Origin of the sequence: Flavobacterium chilense (assembly GCF_001602525.1) — a bacterium.
GTDB lineage: Bacteria > Bacteroidota > Bacteroidia > Flavobacteriales > Flavobacteriaceae > Flavobacterium > Flavobacterium chilense.
The window spans coordinates 156,525-176,743 of the sequence record NZ_LSYT01000006.1 but is presented as its reverse complement, the minus strand read 5'-3'; the positions used below and the strand labels follow the sequence as shown (position 1 = coordinate 176,743).

Annotated in this window: 2 protein-coding genes; both read right to left on the bottom strand. The window is 31.5% G+C overall.

What is annotated here, in order from left to right; genetic code table 11:
• Positions 1-347: 347 nt before the first annotated feature.
• Positions 348-4,799: a type I polyketide synthase gene (locus A4F88_RS14800; RefSeq protein WP_068843423.1), complete on the bottom strand. Its 4,452-nt coding sequence runs from the start codon at positions 4,797-4,799 to the stop codon at positions 348-350.
• Between the two features lie 17 nt (positions 4,800-4,816).
• Positions 4,817-20,146, bottom strand: coding sequence for a non-ribosomal peptide synthetase (locus A4F88_RS14795; protein ID WP_068843422.1), 15,330 nt, complete (start codon positions 20,144-20,146; stop codon positions 4,817-4,819).
• Between the last annotated feature and the right edge of the window lie 73 nt (positions 20,147-20,219).

Below are 20,219 nucleotides of genomic sequence, written 5' to 3'. Positions count from 1 at the left end.
GCTTTAATCTTATAAAAACACATATAGCTACATGTTCATTTTCAGATTGAAAGACAATATCTCTATGGCGAAATTAGCACTGACTTAAAGAAAAAAATTACGGGCTTTTCAAATAATAATTACGGTCTTTAAAATTGCCTTTAAAACCTTCCTTAGTAATAGATTTGAATACAGTTTTTATTCTGCTTTTTTTATTAGCATCATATAAAAATTTTATATACCCCCTGTCTAAAGTCGTCGTTATAAAATAAAAAAACCACTTCGAGGTTTCTACACCTCAGAAATGGTCTAATTTTATTTACTTCACTTTTAATAGGAAAAGCAAAAATTAATCTATAAATATGAAATCAAATAATTATAGAATTTTCTCCTTCAATTTTTTCTTGTAGATTGACTATTTTGATCGCCAATTCAATTTCGTTTGATAATTCACGAATACTAGGATTTGAATAAAAATCCTGAATGCTTATTTCAATGCCAAATAATTTATTTATTCGTTTTATCATAGTCATAGCTTTAAGCGAATCACCACCTATTTCGAAAAAATTATCTAACACCCCTATTTTTTTATATCCAAAAAAGGATTGAACCATTGTGCATAGTTCTTCTTCAATTAGGGTTTCCGGCTCAAAATATTCTACACTTAACGAATTACGATCTATTACCCTATCATTGTCAGATAAATCTTCTGGTTTAATATCCAGATCATTTCTTAATTTAAATGAATTAGGATCTTTTACAGACAATATAACTTGTGGATTATTGCCTATAGAAAAAGTATTTTCGAATACTTCAATTAATTTTTGATGATTTATCCTGTCTTCCACAAGTCCATCTAAATTAATGCAAAACCAATTTTGGAGCTCTTTCCTTTTATTATTAATAAATGAATCAATAAATGCGTTGGCAACAGAATACGCCCCAAATGTTAATCCTCCTAAAACAGAAGCTAAACTAGAAGTAACCCAAACAAAATCTAAAGGCTTATTTTTAAAAATAATGTCAAGATTAATTGTGCCCTGAACTTTTGGCAAAAACTGTTGTAAAACAATATCACTATTTAAATTCTCTACAGGTTTAAAAGTTGCATTATCTATATTGCCCGCAGCATGAATAATTCCAGAGATATTTCCATGTGTTTCTTCTATGTTTTCTATAACACGACTAAAAGAATTAAAGTCAGAGACATCTCCACTGTAGTAAAAAACAGGTCTGTTTTTCTCCTTTAACACTTTTAAATCTTCGATAGCATTAATTAATTTAGGATTTGCCTCTTTATCTGCTAAAACAGTATCCCAAAATTCTTCAGAAGGAATTATTGTTCTCCCGGTTAATATTACTTTTGAGTGATATGTATCACACAAATGCAGGGCTAATGCTTTTCCTACTTTTCCTAAACCTCCTGTAATCAAATAGGTTTTGTTTTCTTTTAAATATGAACTATTATCTTTTTCAATAAGATTAAAGTTTTCATAAAACTCTACCCATCTATTTTGATTTCTAAAGGCGATTGTGGTATCTGAATAATTATATTTTAAATCATCAATAACTTTAAAGACTAAGCCTACATCATCTTTATCCTGACTAACATCTATGCTACAGCTAAAAATATTTGGGTTTTCTTGTGCGAAAACATACAATTGTTTCATTGAAGCAGCCATCGTCACATTACTTTCTTCATCTCCTAAAATCTCATGATTCAGATTAGTTAATAAAGTTATTTTTTTACTACGTCCAGGAGAATAATCAATCAGCGAACTACATATATTATTAAAAATAGAAAACACAGACTGTAACGTTTTTTGATCTGTATTTTCAAAACTCCAATTGAATATTATTTGATCAATCTGAATGTTATTGGCAGTAAATTGTTTAAATAATTCTAAATAATCATCGTCATTAAACGGATTAACAGTAATTAATTGGTCGCTGATAATCTCAAAAGTACTTGCATTTTTAACCTCTATAATTTTATTTCCTTCAGTTCTTAATTGCTTTATTAAAGCTGTTATCAAAGGTTTCCCATCAGAAAAAATCAAATACTGTTGTTGTTCTTTGTTCTCTTTATTTTTGCTCAAAAAACATTTCTTCCAGTTAGGTATATAGAACCACTCATTAAATGGTTTTATATCATTTGAATTTTCATTTGAGGCTAATTTCGAAAAAGGTTCAACTATAAAATCAAGTTTAAAATTATCAAAACAATAAGTGGGTGCTGAAATTCTATATCTTTCTTCTAATGAATAATACTCATTCCAATCAACTTTTATTCCCTGATTCCAAATTTGACCTATTGCATTGGTAAATTTTTGATTGTCATCTATAGATTCATTAAAGCGTCTTACGAGTTCTATTGCAACGTTTTTGTTTGAGTACCTTTGATTCTGTTTGCTCAATGTTAGCAATGTTTTTCCGGGACCAATTTCGATAAAAATAGCATTTGACTTTTGAAGAATGAAATCAATTCCATCCTTAAAATTAACAGTTTCTCTTAAATGCCTAATCCAATATTTTGAAGATGTTGCTTCTTCATCTAAGATTTGTTTACCTGTTAGATTAGAGATAAAAGGCATTTTAGGATTTGATAATTTAATATGCTTAAATTCCTTTTCATATTTCTCTAAAATAGAATCCATCATATTAGAATGAAATGCATGTGATGTTTTTAGTACTGAAAATGAAATTTCATTTAAAGATAAAGTTTGAGTAAAATCTTCAATATCTTTTTTATTTCCAGAAACTACACATGAAGATTCAGAATTTATTGCGGCTATCGAAAGATTATTATTTAAGAATTCAATTATTTCGTCAATAGGTGCATCAATGGCTGCCATACTTCCTTTTTCAACTTCGCTCATTAATTGTGATCTTTTTACAATTAATTTTAAAGCATCTTCTAACGAGAATACTTCTGCAATACAAGCTGCTGCATATTCTCCTAAACTATGACCAATCATATTCTTTGGCTTTATACCCCATTTTAGTAAAACTGAAGCTAAGGCATATTCTACTAAAAAAAGAATAGGCTGGGTATACTGAGTTTCGTTAATAAGATTAGGATCTAAAATATTATTTGGCTTATAGCCAATGATTTCTGAATAGTCTTGTCCTGTAATATCAAATAATATTTTGAATCCCTGATCCATATAAAATTTAAAATCAGATTCATATTTATATAAATCTTCCGCCATTTTATAATATTGGGTTCCCTGACCTGAAAACATAAAAACGAGATCTCGTTTTTCCTTTTCTATCAAAAACTGCTCTTTTTTATTCTCTAGGTTTGACAATAATTCGTCTTTGTCTTTTGCAACTGTAAAATTTTTATATAAAAAATCAGTTCTTCCAACTTTTAATGTATAAGCTAAATCTGCTAGTTGAAAAACTTCATTTGTCACAAATTTTTTCAATTTTGTAGTATAATTTGATACAGCATTTTGACTTTTTGCTGAATAAGAAATCAATTGATATGGCCTGGAGTGATTGTTAGGTTCAGCTTTTTTAAATTCCTCTAAAATTGCATGAACATTAGTCCCTCCAATTCCAAAACTACTCACACCTGCTCTAAGCGGCAAAGAATTATCAGACTCCCATTTCTTTAATTCAGGGTTAGCAAAAAATGGTCCACCATCAAAATTTATTTCAGGATTTGGCTTTTTGTAATGCAAAAGGGGCGGAATTATTCTGTTTTTTAACGATAAGGTTGTTTTTATTAATCCGCCAATTCCGGCAGCATTTCCTAAATGTCCAATGTTTGCCTTAAGCGATCCAACTGCACAACTATGCGAGGTATCATAATTAAAAGCCTGATTTAGGGCTTCAATCTCTATAGGATCTCCCAGCTTTGTTCCCGTTCCATGTGCTTCTATGTATGATATTGTATTATAAGGAACATTTGCCATTTTATGTGCCATCCTGATACACTCAGCCTGTCCTTTTACACTTGGAGCAGTGAATCCTACTTTTCTTTTACCATCATTATTTACAGCAGACGATCTAATAACTGCATAAATATTATCGCGGTCTTTAATTGCTTCTTCTAATCTTTTTAATACTACAACACCTGTACCTTCAGCTCCTGTAGTTCCTGTAGATTCGCTGTCAAAAGCACGGCAGTAACCATCTTTTGAACCAATCATGCCTTCTTGATAAAAATGACCTTTGGTTCTTCTTGTATTTAAGTTAACACCTCCTGCAATGGCAATTGAGCACTCTCTTAATAATAAACTTCTACTGGCAAGATGTACAGTTGTCAATGAGCTTGAACAAGCTGTATCTACAACCATACTAGGCCCTTTTAAGTTTAAATTATAAGATATTAAACTACTTATAAAATTTTTATTATTAATAAGTGATAAATAAAAAGGATCAACATTTTTATTCTTACTTATTATACTGTGTGCTATCCAGTTAAAATTATCTTCGGCAGTCATATACATACCTACTTTTTCGGTATAAGTTGTAACATTATAGCCAGCATCTTCTAATGCTGACCAAACTTGTTCATGGAGTAATCTAATTTGGGGATCCATCAGATTAGCTTCATCTTTTGTATAGGAGAAAAATGGATAGTCAAAACTATCTGAATTTTCTATTGATGTTTTTCTCTTTACATAATTAGGATTATTGATAGTATTTTTATCTACTCCAAACCCTAAAAGTTCCTCATCAGAGTAAAATTGTATCATTTCATTACCTTCTTTTAAGTTCTTCCAAAATTCACTTGGATTTTCAGAATTTGAAAACTTGCATGAAATACCTATAATAGCAATATCTCTTTTTATTGATTCTCTGTTCATAATAGTTTTAACTTTAATTAATCTATAATTTGTTCCAAAAAGTCGTCGAATTGTTCTAATAAATCTTCTTCTTCATCCTTTTTAGACAATTTATCATCTTCATCGATATTGTTTATTAATTCATAAATTTCTGTAGATAATTCGCTAATATTTGGAAACTCAAAAAGCATAGAAATATTAATAACTACTTTTAATTCTGCTTTAATCAAATTAACCATATTAATTAGCTTTAAGGAGTTCATTCCTAGATCAAAAAGACTATCATTTATTCCAATTTCATTCTCTTTGCAATCTAAAATAGAAGCAACTACTTTTGTAAGTTTTTCTTCAACTTCATTTCTTGGAGCAACATACTCTTTTTTAATCAGATCTTCCCCTGTAACACTTGGTAATGCTTTTTTGTCGACCTTACCATTTGATGTTAATGGTATTGTTTCTACTTCGATATAAAAAGTTGGAACCATATATTCCGGAAGATTTTTTAACAGATAGCTTCTCAATTCAGATTTATCAATTTCTGAAGATGAAACGAAATAAGCAATTACAGTTTTCTCATTATTTACTTCTTTAATGATTACTAAAGCTTGTTCTATAGCTTCTGAATATTGTTTAAGGTTTGTCTCAATATCTCCTAGTTCTATACGATACCCTCTCACTTTTACCTGATCATCTATTCTGCCTTTATAATCAATTGTTCCGTCAGTCATCCATAGCGCCAAATCGCCAGTTTTATAGATCTTTTCACCTTTTTTAAATGGGTTTTCGACAAATTTATCTGTTGTCAGATCAGGGCGATTCAAATAACCTCTAGCTAAACCTGAGCCTCCAATGCAAATTTCTCCAGTAACTCCTTCTGGTTGCAGATCATTAAATTCGTTTACTATATAAATCGAAGTATTTCTAATTGGGCGGCCTATAAGAATTGCTTCTTCACCAGACGTAACTTCATAAATCATACATCCAACTGTAGCCTCTGTAGGGCCATATTCGTTATAGATACGAATAGCAGGGTTTATTTTTTGCAAGATTTCTATATGCTCTTTACGTAGTTCTTCTCCTCCAACTATTGCTACTTCAATTTTATCTGATTTCAGATTTAAACCACCTAATATTCCAATATGTGCAGGTGTTAACTTGATACAAGAAATTTCATCTGATAGATATTGCTCTAATAAATTAGGAACCTGATCTGCTGAATTTAAGATCTTTAAGGTTCCACCGCTTATTAAAGGAAGGAACAAACTGGTAATCGTTAAATCAAATGATAACGAAGTAAATAATCCAAAGCTTGTATTGATCAAATCTTCTTTTAAATATTGTTCTTTTGCCCAAGTAACATAATTTGTCAACGAACTATGTTCAATCATAACTCCTTTAGGCTGACCAGTAGATCCGGATGTGTAAATAATATATGCTAAATCATTTAATGATAAATCTACTTTCTCACTTTCAGGAAACTCTTCAGACGGATCAAATTCAACATCTATGGATAAAATATTACCTCCATAAAAATCTAAATCAAAAATAAAAGAGGTCTCTGTTATTAATAATTTCAAGTCTGTATCTTCAACTATAAAAGATTTACGATTACTTGGTAATTCAGGATCTATAGGAATATAGACTGCTCCTGATTTTAAAATCCCTAAAATAGAAACAATACACCATTCACTTCTATTTAACTGAATTCCAATCATATCTCCCTTTAAGATGCCATAGTCTTGTCTTAAACTAAAAGCTAACTGAGTAGAAAGATGATCAAGTTCTGTATAAGTAAATTTCTTTCCATCAAAAGTCACTGCCACAGCATCTGGAGTTTTAGCAACCTGATCTTCGAATAAACTAATAAAAGTATTTTCTATTGGTAATGCTAAATCACTTCCTTTAAAATCTTCCAACAATTTTATCTTTTCAGATGGTGTCAAATATTCCATTTTATCTAATGACAATCCTTCTCTTAAGCTAAATTGTTCTACGATATTTGAAAAATGTGATATCAAATTCAATATCAATTCAGATTCAAGGGCATTAGAGTCATATTTAAATTCAACTTTATATCCTGAGTTTACAGGTATGATATTAATATTAAAATCATAATTATTTTGCTCAGTACCTTTAATTGCTTCTAATGTTATTTTTTGTCCTTTCTCATTAAAATCTTTTTCATTTTCATCTTCAACAGCATCTTGAACTAAATAATTCATAAATGCCATAAGATTGTTTATCAATCCCATTCCTAATGAGCTTTGAGACTGAACTTCTGACAAATTGATGTAATGATGAGGTGCACTTTCTAACATTTCAAGATGTAATCTTTTCAGGAATGTTTTTACAGTATCTGTTGTTTCATATTTTACCCTTACCGGTATTGTATTAATAAACAAACCTACCATATTCTCTACTCCTTGTAATTCTCCTGGTCTTCCTGATACTACAGAACCAAAAACTACATCTTGCGTATTGTTATATCTGGAAAGCAGATACCCCCAAACTCCTTGTATAAATGTATTAGGTGTTATGCCAAGGTCACTGCATACCTTTTTGATATTGTCGAATACAGAACCTTCTATCTGAAGGATCTCACTTTTAAAAATTGCATTGTTAGTTAATTTTTTCTTCTTTTTAAAAGGAACATCTGTAATTGATGTTAGCCCATCTAAATAGTTTTTCCAATAGGACAATGATGCGTCTTTATTGATTTTTGATAACCAATCGATGTAAGTTGAATATTTATCAGCCGCTGGTAATTGTATCTTTTTACCATTATTTAAAGCCATTAATATTTTATAGAAATCGTTGATCAAAATACTCAGACACCATCCATCCATTAAGATATGGTGGCTGCTCCAGATAAATTCATAATCTCCATTTCCTAACTCCAATACTTTCAAACGTATCTGAGTTGGTTTTTCAAAATTAAATCCTCTGGCTTTATCTTTTTCTTTTATGTCTTGCAGATAGTTATCTATATTCTGGAAATCAAGAGCAGATTCGTAACTAAAATTACTGGAAACCGTTTTATGTACGATCTGTAAAGGAACACCACTGTAATCATTGGTAAAACTCGTTCGTAAAATTGCATACCTGTTCACCAACTCATCATAAGCTTGTTTTACAGCATTAATGTTTAAATCGTTAGAGTTTAATCTATAAGCTGTCTGATTAAAATACATATGACTTGAATTGTCTACCAGCCAATAGTAGTACAAACCTTGCTGTAATGGCGAAAGCTCGTAAATATCCTCAATATTATTGTCTTTATTAAGCTCGATCAGGTCAGAATAACTTAATTTATTATACGTTAAATCAGATGGTGTTAAGCGATTTTCCTTTATTTCTGATAATGATTCAATCAGATTTATTAACTGATTTTCGTAAGCAGTTATCAGTTTTGCGATTGTTTCTTCACTAAAAATATTTCCTGAATAACGAATAGACATATTAAGCTGATCTGAAACCATCATTCCGGAAACATCAAGCAATACCTCGCTTTGGCTATTTGATACATCTGATGATAAACCTATATTTTCTGATGAAAATTCAAATAAAGATTCTCCTTTTTTATTTGTACCGGCATTAGTGCCAAAATCTCCTAAATAATTAAACTGAATACTTGGAAGCAATTCATTTGCAAAACGTTTGTCTAAATATTTCAGAATACCATATCCAACTCCTTTGTTTGGAACTCTGCGTAAAGATTCTTTTACTCCAATTAACTCATCGCCTTTTGACGATGATATATCCAATACAAAAGGATAAACACTTGTAAACCATCCAACAGTTCTTCCAATATCGATACCATCAATGATTTCCTCACGTCCGTGTCCTTCCATTTTCAAAACACTTTTCTCTACTCCAAAAACTTCACGAAGTGCCAATCCCAAACCGGTAAGCAATACATCATTAATTTCTGTGCTGTAAACATGATGTACTTGAGTCTGAAGTTTTTCTGTCAACGATTCATCAAGAATAAAATAAGAAGACTTATCTATAGTCGACAATTTTTCTCTGCCCGCATAATCTGCCGGTAATAAAGCGATTGTTTCTTTTGAAACCTCATCCCAATACAATCGCTCTGATTGCATTTTTTCGCTTTTGGCAAATTCTTTCTGAGCTGAAGCCCAACGCTGAAACGAATCTGTTTTTAATGGCAGTTTAACTGGTGCTTTTGTTTGATAAGACTGATACAGATTAGATAAATCTTCAAACAAAATACGCCATGAAACACCATCAATTACAAGGTGATGAACAATTAGCGCAAGACGATCTCCATCTGACATTCTAAAGTGACCAATATGAAATAAAACTCCTGACTCAATATTGAATCCCGATTGTAAATTCTCTCCAATGCTGCGCAATGTTTCTAATTCAAGCTCTTTTGAATCAGATCGTAAGTCATAAAAATCAATTTTATAATGTTTCTCTGATGCATCATTATTATACTGAGTCCAGGAATCATTATCTTGTTTGTATACCATTCGTAAAGCATCGTGATGTAAAACCAACTGAGCTATCGATTGTTCTAAAACAGAAGGATCAATCTCTTGTCTGCTTCTTAAGATAACAGATTGATTGTAATGGTTTTTATTAGGGATTTGTTCGCTTTCGAAGAAAAACTGCTGGATTGGCGTTAATTCGACCATTCCTTTTACCTCAGCCTGACTTATAATTGCAACATCAGTTTTTAATAATTTTGCCAAATCTTCGACAATAGGATTTTGCAAAATCTGTGCTACTTTTAAAGTATATCCCTGTTGTTTTATTCTCGAAACTACCTGAATAGATTTAATAGAATCTCCTCCCAGATTATAAAAACTATCTTTTACACTAATCTGATCGCGCTTTAAAACATCTGACCAAATAGTTACCAAAAGTGCTTCTTCTTTGGTTCTTGGTGCAATGTAACTTTCTTTGATTAAATCATTATCTGCAACTTCCGGTAAAGCTTTACGATCTATTTTTCCTATTGATGTCAACGGAATAGCATCCAGCTGAACATAATAAGAAGGCAACATATAATCCGGCAATACTTTGCTAAGATTGCTTTGCAGCTCTTTTTTATCAATTTTATCATCAGATACATAGTATGCAACCAGAACTCTATCATCGTCAGTTCCTTTTGTAACCACGACTGCCTGTTTTAAAGCTTTTGAAGTTTGCAATAAAATTGTTTCTATCTCGCCAAGCTCTATTCGGAAACCGCGAATTTTTACCTGATGATCTTTTCTTCCTAAAAATTCTATGTTTCCATCCGGAAGCCATCTTCCTAAATCGCCTGTATCATACATTCTAAGTCCTTCTTCAAAAGGATTCTCCATAAACTTTTCGTCTGTAAGATCAGCACGGTTCAGATATCCGCGTGCAACTCCCCCACCTGAAACATAAATCTTTCCGGAAACTCCTATTGGCAATAATTGAGAACCATTATCATCAAGTATATAAACTTTAGAATTAAGAATAGGTTTACCTATAATACTTTCTTTACTTTCGTAATTAACATCAATTATCCAGTTTGTTGAATCAATTGTGTTTTCTGTTGGACCATATGCATTATAAAAACGTGCATTCATTTTGGCCTTTTTCAAATGACGAATGTTTAATACATCTCCTCCGGAAACAACATGTTTTAAGGATTTAAGATTACAGAATTTTTCGCTGTAATCAGGATTAGATAATAGATCATTTAGTAATGATGGCGGCATATTTACTTTTGTAACACTATGCTTATTCACCAATTCTATTAAATTTTCATTTATATTATTATAAAAATCTTTATGTGCTATTACACTTTTTCCTCCTGTAAGAAGCGGAATCAAATATTCTTCAATTGCTCCGTCAAAACAGTAAGATCTAAAGAATAAAGTAGCATCTGATTCTGATAACGTAAAGAATAATTTGTAATAACTCATTCTCGAAACCAGATTTCTATTTTCTACCATAACCCCTTTAGGATTACCGGTTGTTCCGGAGGTATAAATAATATAAGCCAGATTATCAGACGCACTGTTCTTTTCAGGATTAGAAACTGAATACTGCTCTTTTACGCTATAAAAAGCTGCAAATTCATCTTCATCAATAACGACTTTGCTTTTTGAGTCATTTTCCATATACTGGATTCTTTCCTCAGGATAATTAACATCAATTGGCACATAAGCTCCTCCTGATTTTAAAATTCCTAATACAGCAATTGTAACTCTCTCGCTCTTATCTAATTTTATTGCGATTAAATCATCCGGCTGGATCGTATACTTTTCTCTCAGATACATTCCCAACCTGTTGGCTTCTTCGTTTATTTGATTATAAGTAAATTGTTTATCTTCGAAAATAACAGCTACACTATCAGGTGTTTTTATTACTTGTTCTTCGAATATTTCAATTAGTGTTTTCTCACGATCAAATTCTACTGTAGTAGTATTAAAATCATTTAATAATTTAGATTTCTCTGATAGCGGTAAATATTCAATTTGATCTAATGACAATTCTTCTCTTGAACTAAACTGCTCTGTGATATTTGAAAAATGTGATATCAGATTCAGTATTAATTCCGAATCAAAAGTGCTTGAATCGTATTTAAATTCTACTTTTAATTCTGATTCATAAGGCATTACTGTTACATTAAAATCATAATTTGTCTGCTCAAAAACATTTATTCCTTCAACAGTAATTTTTTCTTCCTTTTGACCGTATAATATGTCAATCTCATCTTCGATAGCATCTTGCACCAGAAAGTTCTCAAAAATCATTAAACTATTAATCAGGTCCATTCCTAAAGAACTTTGTGACTGTACTTCTGACAAATTGATGTAATGATGAGCCGTCGCATCTAATGTTTCTAAATGCAATCTTTTCAGGAATGTTTTTACAGTATCTGTTGTTTCGTATTTTACCCTTACCGGTATTGTATTAATAAACAAACCAACCATATTTTCTATTCCGGGTAATTCTCCTGGTCTTCCTGATACTACAGAACCAAAAACTACATCCTGTGTATTATTATATCTCGAAAGTAAGTATCCCCAAACTCCCTGAATAAATGTATTTGCTGTGATCCCCAACTCACCGCATAGGTTTTTTACATTTTCAAATACAGAACCTTCAATATGAATAATTTCTTTATTGGATGTCTCACTCTTAGTTTCTCCTTTTTTCTTTTTAAAAGGTATTTCAGTATTTGATGTTAACCCGTCTAGGTAGTTTTTCCAATAGGATAATGATGCGTCTTTATTGATTTTTGACAACCAATCGATGTAAGTAGAATATTTAACCGGTTCCGGCAATTGTATTACCTGACCGTTGGTTATGGCCATTAACATTCTGTAAAAATCGTTGATCAAAATACTCAGACACCATCCATCCATTAAAATATGGTGGCTGCTCCAGATAAATTCATAATCTCCATTTCCTAACTCTAATACTTTCAAACGCATCTGAGTTGGTTTTTCAAAATCAAATCCTACTGCTTTATCTTTTTCTTTTATGTCTTGCAAATAGTTATCTATATTCTCGACATCAAGAGCAGATTCATAACTAAAATTGCTGGAAACTGTTTTGTGTACAATCTGCAAAGGTACACCACTGTAATCATTAGTAAAACTAGTTCGTAAAATTGCATACCTGTTCACCAACTCATCATAAGCTTGTTTTACAGCATCAACATTTAAATTGCTAAAATGCAGCTTATATGAAATTTGCTCAAAATACATATGACTTGAATTGTCTACCAACCAGTAGTAATACAACCCTTGCTGTAATGGCGAAAGCTCATAAATATCCTCAATATTATTGTCTCTATTAAGTTCTGTCAGATCAGAATAACTTAACTTATTGTATGTTAAATCAGATGGCGTTAAGCGATTTTCCTTTATTTCTGATAATGATTCAATCAGATTTATTAACTGATTTTCGTAAGCAGTTATCAGTTTTGCAATTGTTTCTTCACTAAAAACATTGGCTGAATAACGAATAGACATATTAAGCTGATCTGAAACCATCATTCCGGAAACATCTAATAATACTTCGCTTGTGCTATTTGATACATCTGATGATAAACCTATATTTTCTGATGAAAATTCAAATAAAGATTCTCCTTTTTTATTTGTACCGGCATTCGTTCCAAAATCTCCTAAATAATTAAACTGAATACTTGGAAGCAATTCATTTTCAAAACGTTTGTCTAAGTAATTAAGAATTCCATATCCAACTCCTTTGTTTGGAACTCTGCGTAAAGATTCTTTTACTCCAATTAGTTCATGACCTTTTGATGATGACAAATCCAACACAAAAGGATAGACACTTGTAAACCATCCAACGGTTCTTCCAATATCGATACCATCAATGATTTCCTCACGTCCGTGGCCTTCCATTTTCAAAACACTTTTCTCTACTCCAAAAACTTCACGAATTGCCAATCCCAAACCGGTAAGCAATACATCATTGATCTCTGTGTTGTAAACCTGATGTGCTTGTGTCTGAAATTTCTCTGTCAATGATTCGTTAAGAATAAAATAAGAAGACTTATCTATAGTCGACAATTTTTCTCTGTCTTGATAATCTGAAGGCAATAAAGCGATTGCTTCTTTTGAAACCTCATCCCAATACAATCTCTCTGATTGCATTTTTTGGCTTTTGGCATATTCTTTCTGAACTGAAGCCCAACGCTGAAACGAATCTGTTTTTAAAGGCAGTTTAACCGCTGTATTCGTTTGGAAAGATTCATATAAATTAGATAAATCTTCAAACAAAATACGCCACGAAACACCATCAATTACAAGGTGATGAACAATCAGTGCAAGACGATCTCCGTCTGACATTCTGAAGTGGCCAATATGAAACAAGATTCCTGAGCCAATATTAAATCCGGATTGCAAATTATCACCAATGCTGCGTAATGCTTCTAACTCAAGTTCCTTTGAATCAGATCGTAAGTCATAAAAATTAATCTTATAATGTTTACCTGATGCATCGTCATTATACTGAGTCCAGGAATCATTATCCTTTTTATATACCATTCGTAAAGCATCATGGTGCAAAACCAGCTGAACTATCGATTGTTCTAAAACAGAAGCATCAATCTCTTGTTTGCTTCTTAAGATAACAGACTGATTGTAATGATTTTTATTTGGGATTTGTTCGCTTTCAAAGAAAAACTGTTGGATTGGCGTTAAATCAACCATTCCTTTTACCTCAGCCTGACTTATAACAACAACATCTGCTTCTATTAATTTTGCCAAATCCTCAACAATAGGATTTCTTAAAATCTGTGCCACTTTTAAGGTATATCCCTGTTGTTTTATTCTCGAAACTACCTGAATAGATTTAATAGAATCTCCTCCCAGATTATAAAAACTATCTTTTACACTAATCTGATCGCGCTTTAAAACATCTGACCAAATAGTTACCAAAAGTGCTTCTTCTTTGGTTCTTGGAGCAATATATTCTTCTTTAATCAGATCAATATCACTTACAACAGGTAATAATTTATAATCTGTTTTTCCATTAGATGTCAATGGAATAACATCCAGCTGAACGTAATAAGCAGGCAGCATATAATCCGGCAATACTTTGCTTAGATTAGCTTGAAGTTCTTTTTTATCAATTTTATCCTCAGACACATAGTAAGCAACCAGAACCTTATCTTCATCGGTTCCTTTTGTAACTACAACTGCTTGTTTTAAAGCTTTTGAATTTTGAAGTAAAATTGTTTCTATCTCGCCAAGCTCTATACGGAAACCACGAATTTTTACCTGATGATCTTTTCTTCCTAAAAATTCTATATTTCCATCCGGAAGCCATCTTCCTAAATCGCCTGTATCATACATACGGAGTCCTTTTTCAAAAGGATTATCCATAAACTTTTCAGATGTAAGATCATCGCGGTTCAAATATCCACGCGCAAGTCCGTCTCCAGATACATAAATCTTTCCTGTAACTCCCGCAGGTACAAGATGCAATGCTTCATCTAAAATATAAACGGTACTATTTGGAATTGGTTTCCCTAACGGAATTGTTGTATAATCTGAATTAGTAATAGCATAAGTCAGAGAAAAAGTAGTGTTTTCTGTTGGCCCGTATCCATTTGTAATTTTTGTATCAGGAAAAGAATTATATAGTTTTTTAACATGATGCGGAGAGACAACATCTCCACCTACAATTATCTGTTTTACATTCCTGAATACTTCTATATCACTATCTACTACAAAACTAAACCATGACGCTGTCATCCAAAAATTATCGACTTCGTTTGTCTTAATGATTTGTTTCAGCTTATCGATTTGTAATAAATTATCCTGAGACGCAAGAACTAATTTGGCCCCATTTAATAGTGTTCCAAAATATTCTAAAATAGTAGCATCAAAAGATATTGCTCCGGTACTCAAAAGTGTGTTTTCAATACTTAAAGGAAAATAAGAACAAGGCTTAACCAATCTTACTACACTTTTATTTTCTACCATAACCCCTTTAGGATTACCGGTTGTTCCGGAAGTATAGATTACATAACTAAGGTCTGTTGGAGTATTGATGTTTTTAAGATTCTCATCGCTATATTCTGCACTTTGAAGATTAAATTTTGAAAATTCTTCCTCATCAAAAACTACTTTATTTTGAGTATCTTTTTTAATAAAATCAATTCTGTCCTGTGGATAATTTGGATCAATAGGTACATAAGCGGCGCCTGATTTTAATATTCCCAGAATTGCCACAATTAATTTTTCACTTCTCTCTAATTTAATTCCAATTAGATCGTCAGCTTTTATATCATATTCCTCTCTTAAATAAGTCCCAAACTGATTTGAAAACTTATTTAGTTCCTGATAGCTATATTTTTTATCTTCAAATACCAAAGCAATATTATCCGGTGTCTTTTGAACTTGTTCTTCAAATAATTGGATGATTGTTTTATCTTTTGGATAATCAATTTTGGTGTCATTAAAAGCTAATAATCTTTCAAGCTCATTTTCAGAAAGATATTCTATGTTACCAATACTCATTTCTGAGTTATTGATTAACGCTGTCAATAATAATTTAAAATTTATTACCAGATCTTTTATGGTATCATTATCATATATATCCGTATTGTAATTGATTTGAAGCATTAAATCTTCATCAACTTCTTTAAATATTATTTCCAGATCAAATTTTGATACTACTTCAGCAAATTCTTCGATAGTTTTACTTTCATATTTTGGTGTAGATTCTTCAGATTTATCTCCTGTATTCTGTAAAATCAACATAATATCAAATACTGGATTTCTGCTGGTATTTTTTGCAATATCCAAATCCTCAACCAATCTGTCAAAAGGATATATTTGATTTTCCAGCGCCTTCAAAGTATTTTCCTTAATCTTGTTGTATAGTGTCTGGAAACTTTCGCCTGAATCTATTTTATTTCTTAAAACAAGAGTATTTACAAAAAAACCAATCTGATTTTCTAAATCAACGTGATCTCTTCCCGCAACCGGACTTCCTATTATAATGTCGTTTTCAAGAGTATATTTATACAATAAAACATTCCAGATTCCCAACAAGCTTATAAATAGAGTTCCATCTTGTTCTCTGGTAAATTTTTTCAAATTACCAACCTGATCTTTTGCTAAAAAAGTTTTTAACGTTCTACCGCTATAAGTTTTAATATTTGGTCTTCTTTTTTGTGTTGGCAATTCGATTGTTGGTAAATCTCCTGACAGTTTATTTAACCAATATTCTTTTGCTTTTATAAAAGATTCTTCGCTAAATTGTTGCAATTGCCATGCAGCATAATCTTTGTATTGAATTCGTAATTCAGGTAACGAAATTTCTTTACCATGCGCATAAAACTGATAGTAATCTAAAATATCTCTTTTAATGATATTCATCGACCATCCATCGCTTATGATATGGTGCATGTTATAATAAAAAATATACTTATTTGAATCCGTTTTAATAATACTTGTTCTTAGTAACGGTCCATTTTCTAAATTAAATGGTGTAAGTCTGTCGTTTTTGATGTAAGCGCTAACTAAATCCTTAGCATTATTATCGAAACTAAAATCTTCTTCGTTTATCGAAAAATTGATTTCATTTAAGGAAACTATTTTCTGATTGACCAAGTCGTTTTCATTCAGACAAAAAACGGTTCTTAAAATCTCATGTCTTTCTACGGTTGCGTAAATCGCTTTTTTGAAACTTTCCAGATCCTGAATTTCGTCAAGTTCCATTACAGATGACATATTATAAGCTAATGAAGCATCTCCAAATTGGCTTAAAATCCATAACCTTCTTTGTGCATCAGAAATGGCATAAGAAACATTCTCATCGATTTTAGTGATTTCAACGAAACTATTTTTTAGTGACGATTGTATAAATAAAGCCTGTTGTTCCAGAGTTGGATTAGTAAAAATTTGCTTTAACTCTAAACGCACATTAAATTTTTTATGAATGGCACTTATAAGACGTGTCGCTTTTAAACTATGTCCGCCTAAATCAAAAAAATTATGTTTGATTCCAAATTCATTCGTATTTAGCAAAGCTTTCCAAATTTCGAATAAATCAGTTTCAATTTGATTCGAAGGAGCTACCACTTCCAGTCCGTTATTTGCTAGATTATCTAATGGTGACGGCAATTTAGTTTTGTCCAATTTACCATTTGCATTAATAGGCAATTCATCCATTTGAATAATAAATGCCGGAATCATATACTCCGGAAGTTTCGCAGACAAATGCAGTTTTAAATCGTTTATAGTCGAATTGTCTTTAAAAGCAACATAAGAGGCAATACTTTTATCTCCGTCCGGCATTAAAACCAAAGTAATAGCACTTTGCGCAACGCTTTGAAATGAATCTATTTGCTTTTTAATTTCATCTAATTCTATTCTGTAACCACGCACTTTAACCTGATCATCAATTCGTCCCAGATATTCTAATTCTCCAGATGGCATAAATCGGGCTAAATCTCCTGTTCTGTACATCTTTTCATTTTCATCAAATGGGCATGGAATAAATCTTTCAGCATTTATTTCCGGACGGTTCAAATAGCCTCTGGCAACACCTTGTCCTGACACGTATAATTCTCCCGGTCTTCCATAAGGCAATAATGCTTGTTGCTGATCTAGTACATAACAATTGGCAAAAGCAAGTGGTTTACCAATGTTGCTTAACGCAGATGCTAAACTTTCGTCTGTTAGCAATTTATAAGTAACGTGTACAGTAGTTTCAGTGATTCCGTACATGTTGATAAGTCTGACATCAGCGTTACTTTCTCTCCATAATTTTAGTTTAGCAGGATTTAATGCTTCACCTCCAAAAACGACATAACGCAAAGAAGGAACTTTATAATCTAAAGCAATAAAGTTGTAAAATGCTGATGGTGTCTGGCTAAACACCGTTACATTATGATCTGCCATTAATTTGGCAGCCAGTTCCTGATTACGAACTTCTTCGTTGCTTAAAACCAAAACATTACCACCAGTTAACAACGCTCCGAAAATTTCCCAAATAGAAAAATCAAAGCAATAAGAATGGAAAAATGACCATGTATCTTCTTCAGAAAATTCAAACTCTAAAAAGCATGATTTTAATAAACTTATCACATTGCCATGTTCGATCATTACTCCTTTTGGTCTTCCTGTAGTACCTGAAGTATAAATGATATACGCCAAATTATCTCCGGTAATAGTAACTTCAGGTAATGATTGTTCTAATTTTTCTGTCAACGCTGAGAAAGAATTTACAAAGTCAGCATCAACAATTAGCTTACAATCTGCATCTTCAATCATAAAAGATTTACGATCTTCAGGATAACTTGGATCTATAGGCACATAAGCCGCACCTGCCTTAAGTACACCTAGAATTGATACAATTAAACTATCGCTTTTAGGCAATATAATCGCTATTTTATCTTCTGTTTTAATACCGAAACTATCAATTAGATAATTCGCAAACTGATTTGATTTTACATCCAAATCTTCATAATTCATTTTTCCTGAAGACCATGTAACTCCAGTTCTTTGGGTATGTTTTTTTACTTGTTCCGAAAATAATTGTACTATCGAAACAGAAGAATCATTTGTAAAATCCTGACTTTTAACCAGTTTATTATATTCTTTTTCAGAGACTAATGAAATATCTTTTAGAGAAGAAGTTTCATTTTCTATTACTGATTCTACAATTCTTTTTACTAAATCTAAAAGGGAATAAACAGTATCCTGATTAAAATATAAGTCGTTATACGTTAAAACTAAATCAAACTTATCTGCTTGTTCTGTTACCAGTAAATTAAAATCATATTTACCCCATCCCTGATTGCTTATTGCAGAATCTTCTACTTTACTTGTATCTTCTGCCTTAGATTCATAAACATATAAAATATCAAACAATGCGGTTCTACTCATATCCTTTTTAGGATTAAGTTCTAACACCAGTTTATCAAAAGGCATTGCTTTAAAATTTTCTGCTTCCTGCCATTCCTGATCAACCGTTGCGCATAATTCTAATAAGTTTTTTTGCTGATCTAAAAACGAACGCAAAACAACAAGATTCTCTACAGGACCTACCACATTTTCTAACTCCTCGCCACGAAGATCCATCCAGGTTCCTATAACAATGTCTGACAATCCCGTAAGGCGGGCAAAAGCCATTTTGTAAGCCGCCAGAAATAAGCTTCTTGAACTAATGTTTCTTGTTGAGCAAAATGATTTTACTTTATCAGCATCGATTGCTGCACTAATTTTATTGGCTTTATAAATATGAACCTGCTCGCGCTCATTATCTGTAGAGAAATATAAAACCTGAAGATCTTTTAATTTTGATTTCCAATGAAATAATAAAGGCTCTAAATCTTCATCACTTAATTCATTTTGCCAATTAGAGAAATTATAAAACTGAATTCCTTTTTCATCAGCCGAATCTACATTATTGATTAATGCCAAAAATTGATTCTCAATTAGTTTGATACTTTTTCTGTCGATTATGGCATGATGAATTACAAAATATACAATAGTATGATCCTGCTTGTTTTCATAGTAACATTTAATCAAATAATCTGTATCAAAATCAAAAGGAATCTGACGCAATTCTTCTGCATTTTCTATTAGATTTTCTTTTTCTATTACTAATGCATCTATGTTTAAAAGGCTTGTCTCTGAAATTTCCTGAAAAATTTCTCCACCATCTTTAGATAGTCTTGTTCTTAAAATAGAGTTGTTTTCTACTAATTTTAGAAAAGCATTTTTTAAAAGATCTCTCTCTAAATTTTTATCAATTTCTAAAAAGAAAGGTATGTTATGATAAACAGGTCCTCCAACATATAAATCATTCTTTTCAAAATAATCTATAAACCATAGTCTTTGCTGATGATATGAATTAAGTACTCTCATTAATTTGTATTTTTAAAATGAAATCAAAAAAGATTTATTTGAATTATTATTAAGTTGTTTGGTTTCTCTTCTT